The sequence below is a fragment of the Amycolatopsis sp. NPDC059657 genome, from assembly GCF_042734395.1.
GTDB lineage: Bacteria > Actinomycetota > Actinomycetes > Mycobacteriales > Pseudonocardiaceae > Amycolatopsis.
Genome location: NZ_JBHWEB010000241.1, coordinates 1 through 5,043, shown reverse-complemented (window position 1 = coordinate 5,043; position 5,043 = coordinate 1). Strand labels below are relative to the sequence as shown.

Annotated in this window: 4 protein-coding genes; 2 read left to right on the top strand and 2 right to left on the bottom strand. The window is 68.2% G+C overall.

The features are described from left to right. Positions 1-353 precede the first annotated feature (353 nt). Positions 354-1,010 (bottom strand): potassium channel family protein, encoded by a 657-nt coding sequence (locus ACFV15_RS47765; protein ID WP_378360128.1) that lies wholly within the window; start codon positions 1,008-1,010, stop codon positions 354-356. Next, positions 1,010-1,675 (bottom strand): potassium channel family protein, encoded by a 666-nt coding sequence (locus ACFV15_RS47760; RefSeq protein ID WP_378360127.1) that lies wholly within the window; start codon positions 1,673-1,675, stop codon positions 1,010-1,012. Before ACFV15_RS47760 ends, ACFV15_RS47765 begins: the two co-directional genes overlap by 1 nt. 112 nt (positions 1,676-1,787) lie before the next feature. On the opposite strand from ACFV15_RS47760, the gene ACFV15_RS47755 reads away from it, so the two are divergent. Next, the gene (locus tag ACFV15_RS47755; RefSeq protein WP_378360126.1) at positions 1,788-3,821 is read left to right on the top strand and encodes an APC family permease; all 2,034 of its coding nucleotides are present in this window, start codon (positions 1,788-1,790) and stop codon (positions 3,819-3,821) included. Next, complete coding sequence (locus ACFV15_RS47750) at positions 3,818-5,011, top strand: class I SAM-dependent RNA methyltransferase (protein ID WP_378360124.1); 1,194 nt, start codon at positions 3,818-3,820, stop codon at positions 5,009-5,011. Before ACFV15_RS47755 ends, ACFV15_RS47750 begins: the two co-directional genes overlap by 4 nt. Positions 5,012-5,043 lie beyond the last annotated feature (32 nt).

Sequence of the window (5,043 nt, the reverse complement as noted above, 5' to 3'; positions counted from 1 at the left end):
CACTCACCGCACTCCGCGACGCCCTCACCGGAAACCCCTGGCTACCAACACACCCAGCAACCACCTGACTAGTTACCCGGCCGGTTCTAACCGGCGTAAACACTCACGACCCCTGAGCTGGGGAACGGCCTGGTGTGGTGCGCGGGCGGGCCCGGTGAGTGGGAAATGGGTCGTTCAACGCCCCAAAATCCACTCACCACGACACAAACGTCGCGATAGTGCCGTTCCCGAGTCGCCCAGGCCCCCGAGGTCTCCTAGGCCGAAAAAATCCCAATGCGGCATTGGTCAGCTTTGAGCACGCCAATGTGGCTTTCGTCAGCCAGAAGCTGACGAAAGCCACATTGGGATTTTTTTCAGTAGCCCAGGGCTAGGCGGATCTCGGGCTCGACGTCCGAGGTCGCCACGAACAACAGCTCGTCGCCCGGCTCCAGCGGGTCCTCGGGCTGCGGGACGATCACGCGGTCGCCGCGCAGGATCGTGACCAGCGCCGCGTCGCGCGGCAGGTTGAGTTCGCTCACCGGTTTGCCCGCCAGCGGGGTCTCCTCCGGCAGCGTCAGCTCGACCAGGTTCGCCTGGCTCTGGCGGAATGTCATCAGCCGGACCAGGTCGCCGACGCTCACGGCCTCCTCGACCATCGCCGCGAGCATGCGCGGGGTCGAGACGGCCACGTCGACACCCCAGGCGTCGTTGAACAGCCACTCGTTCGCCGGGTTGTTCACCCGCGCGACGACGCGCTTCACCGCGAACTCCGTCTTCGCGAGCAGCGAGACGACCAGGTTGACCTTGTCGTCGCCGGTCGCCGCGATGACGACGTCGCACAGCTGGATGCCGGACTCCTCGAGTGTCGACACCTCGCAGGCGTCGCCGAGCACCCAGTCGGCCTCCTCGACGATCTGCGGCTCGAACTGGTCGACCTCACGCTCGATCAGCATCACCTGGTGCCTGCCGTCGATGAGCTCGGTGGCGATCGAGCGCCCAACGGCCCCCGCGCCCGCGATCGCGACCCGCATCAGCCCTCCTCTTCCGGTGCCCGCTGGGCGACGCTGGTGACATCACTGACGGTGCCGGACTTGGCGGCCACGTAGACCGTGTCGCCCTCCTGCAGCACGCTCTTCGAGTTGGGCAGCACCGCGGTGCCGACGCGCATGATGAACGCGACCCGCGCGCCCGATTCCTGCTCCAGGTTGCGCACGCTGTGGCCGAACCAGCCCTCGTTCAGCGGGAGCTGCATGATCGCCACGTTGCCTGACGGGTCGCGCCACGCGGCGGCGACGCCGTCGGGCAGCAGCGTCCGGAGGAAGCGGTCGGTCGTCCACGGCACGGTGGCGACCGTCGGGATGCCGAGGCGCTCGTACACGGCGGCGCGCTTGTGGTCGTAGATCCGCGCGACGACGTGCTCGACACCGAAGGTCTCCCTGGCCACGCGGGCCGAGATGATGTTCGAGTTGTCGCCGCTGGACACGGCCGCGAAGGCGCCCGCCCGCTCGATGCCCGCTTCGATCAGCACGCCGCGGTCGAAGCCGACCCCGGTGATCTGCTGGCCGTGGAAGTCGCTGCCGAGACGCCGGAAGGCCTGCTGGCTCTTGTCGATCACGGCCACCTCATGGCCGAGCCGCTCCAGCGCAGCGGCCAGGGACGCGCCGACCCGGCCGCACCCCATGATCACCACGTGCACGCCACGTCCTCCTCCTGAAAATCTCCTGAAAAGCGAGTTCACCCGTCCGCAGGTACCTGCGACACGACAGCGCCGAACCTACCGTGTTCCGTCCTACCGTTACGCTCTGGCGGTGTCGAAGTTTCCGACCATTCTCAAGAGGCTCGTCCTCGGTCGCCCGTTCCGCAGTGACAGGCTCGCCCACACGCTGCTCCCCAAGCGCATCGCGCTGCCCATTTTCGCGTCCGACGCGCTGTCCAGCGTCGCGTACGCCCCGGAAGAGATCTTCCTGACGCTGAGCGTCGCCGGGCTGTCCGCGTACTCGCTGGCGCCGTGGATCGGGGTGGCGGTCGCGCTGGTCATGCTGGTCGTGGTCGCGTCGTACCGGCAGAACGTGCACGCCTACCCGAGCGGCGGCGGTGACTACGAGGTCGCCAACACGAACCTGGGCGGCAAGTTCGGGCTGACGGTCGCGAGCGCGCTGCTGGTGGACTACGTGCTCACCGTCGCGGTGTCCACTTCGTCCGGTGTCGCGAACATCGGCTCCGCGCTGCCGTGGGTCGCCCAGAACAAGGTGCTGGCCTCGATCATCATCGTGTCGGTGCTGACCGCGCTGAACCTGCGTGGCGTGCGCGAGTCCGGCAAGGCGTTCGCGATCCCGACATACGGGTTCATCATCGGCATCTTCGTGATGGTGGCCTGGGGACTCTTCCAGGCCGTCACCGGCGCCGATCTGCGTGCGGAGAGCGCGGGCTTCGAGCTGCACGCGGAAGCCTCGTTCGCCGGGTTCGGCTTCGCCTTCCTGATCCTGCGCGCGTTCTCCTCCGGCGCCGCCGCGCTGACCGGTGTCGAAGCGATCAGCAACGGTGTGCCCGCGTTCCGCAAGCCGAAGTCGAAGAACGCGGCCACCACGCTGCTGCTGATGGGCGTGCTGGCGGTGACCATGCTGGTCGGCATCATCGCGCTGGCCATCATCACGAACGTCAAGTTCGCCGAGAACCCGGAGAAACAGCTCACCGGCGCGCCGGCGGGATACGAGCAGAAGACGATCGTCGCGCAGATCGCGCACGCGGTCTTCCCCGACTTCCCGGCGGGCTTCTACTACATCTCCTTCTCCACCGGCATCATCCTGCTGCTCGCCGCCAACACGGCGTTCAACGGATTCCCGGTGCTGGGCTCGATCCTCGCGCAGGACCGTTACCTGCCCCGCCAGCTGCACACCCGTGGCGACCGGCTGGCGTTCTCGAACGGCATCCTCTTCCTGGCCGCCTTCGCGCTGGTGCTGATCATCGCGTTCGACGCCGAGGTGACCAAGCTGATCCAGCTGTACATCGTGGGCGTCTTCGTGTCGTTCACGGTCAGCCAGGCCGGCATGATCCGGCATTGGAACCGTTTGCTGGCCCAGGAAACCGACCCTGGAGTGCGGCGCCGGATGCGCCGCTCGCAGACGGTCAACGCGGTCGGCCTGAGCATGACCGCGACCGTGCTGGTGATCGTGCTGATCACCAAGTTCCTGCTCGGCGCGTGGATCGCGATCGCCGCCATGGTGGCGATCTACCTGCTGATGACCGCGATCCGCCGTCACTACGACCACGTGGCCGCCGAACTGCGGGAGATGAGCGAGGAGGAGACCTCGGCCGTCGTGCTGCCCTCACGCAACCACGCGATCGTGCTGGTGTCCAAACTGCACCTGCCGACCATGCGCGCGCTGGCGTACGGGAAGGCGATGCGGCCGGACGTGCTCGAAGCCGTCACGGTCAACGTCGATGACGCCGATACGCGCAAACTGGTCACCGAGTGGGGCAAGCACAAGTTCAAGGTGCCGCTGAAGGTCATCGAGTCGCCGTACCGGGACATCACGAAACCGGTGCAGGACTATGTGAAACGAGTACGCAGCGACAACCCGCGTGACGTGGTCACCGTGCTCATCCCCGAGTACGTGGTGGGCCACTGGTGGGAGCAGGTGCTGCACAACCAGAGCGCGCTGCGGCTCAAGGGCAGGCTGCTGTTCCAGCCGGGCGTCATGGTCACGAGCGTGCCATGGCAGCTGCGGTCTTCCGAAAAGGCGCGCGATCGCGACCGCCGCGCCAGGCCGCTGGCAGGCGACGTCCGCCGCGGCTTCACGCCCGCTCCGGGCAAACCACCAGAGAAAGAAAGTCTTAAGTGACCAAAGAGGACTGGACAGGCCGCACACTCGAGCTCGAAGTGGGCGCGGTGGCACACGGTGGCCACTGTGTGTCCAGATCGGACAACCGGGTGGTCTTCGTCCGCCACGCGTTGCCCGGCGAACTCGTGCTCGCGGAAGTCACCGAGGACAACGGCGGCTCGTTCTGCCGCGCCGACGCGGTGCAGGTGCTGCGTCCCGCCGACGAGCGCGTCACCCCGCCGTGCCCGCTGGCGGCGCCCGGCGGGTGCGGCGGCTGCGACTGGCAGCACGCCTCGCCGAATTATCAGCTCGAGCTGAAGGCCATGGTCGTCGCGGAACAGTTGCAGCGCCTCGCGGGCATCACGCGTGAGGTCAGGGTCGAGGCGCTGCCAGGTGGCCCGCTGGGCTGGCGCAGCCGCGTCCGCCTGGTCGCCGGCCGTGATGGCAGGGCCGGGTTGCGCGCGCACCACAGCCACGACGTCGTCGCCGTCGAGGAGTGCCCGATCTCGATCCCCGGCGCGCTCGACGAGGCGCTCGACCGGAAATGGCGCCCTGGCACCGAAATCGAGATCACGCTCGACGGTTCGAGCCGCTCGCACATGCGGGAACTCGCGACGGTCAAAGGGAAGACCCGTGGCAAGCAGCTGAGCGGCGGCACCGCTTTCCAGCACGCGGCCGGCCGCGACTGGCGGCTCGACGCGCACGGTTTCTGGCAGGTTCACCCGGACGCGGCGGACACGCTCGCCGGGGTCGTGCGCGAATGGGCCGACGCGCCGGTCGGCGGCCGTGCCTGGGACCTGTACGCCGGGGTGGGGCTGTTCGCCTCCGTACTGGCCGAGCAGGTCGGCACCGGTGGCGAGGTGCTGGCCATCGAGTCCGGCCGCCAGGCCGTCATCGACGGCCGCGAGAACCTGGCCGATCTCCCGCAGGTCAGCTGGCAGTGCGGCCGCGTCGAGAGCCTCCTCGAGGAAGCCACCGCGCCGGTCGACGTCGTGGTGCTCGATCCGCCCCGCAAGGGCGCGGGCAAGGCGGTCGTCGAGACGATCGTGGCCGGTCAGCCGGACCGGATCGTCTACGTGGCTTGCGATCCCGCGGCTTTGGCGCGCGACGTGGCGACGTTCGCGGAGCACGGCTACGGGCTGACGGACCTGCGGGCGTTCGACGCCTTCCCGATGACCCACCACGTGGAGTGCGTCGCGCTGTTGTCGTAGAGGGCTCGTGAGCGTTGCGGGCGGTTCTAACC

What these genes read in the sequence shown, in the direction of transcription:
- ACFV15_RS47765 (WP_378360128.1), bottom strand. Translation starts at nt 1,010, where the DNA reads ATGCGGGTCGCGATCGCGGGCGCGGGGGCCGTTGGGCGCTCGATCGCC.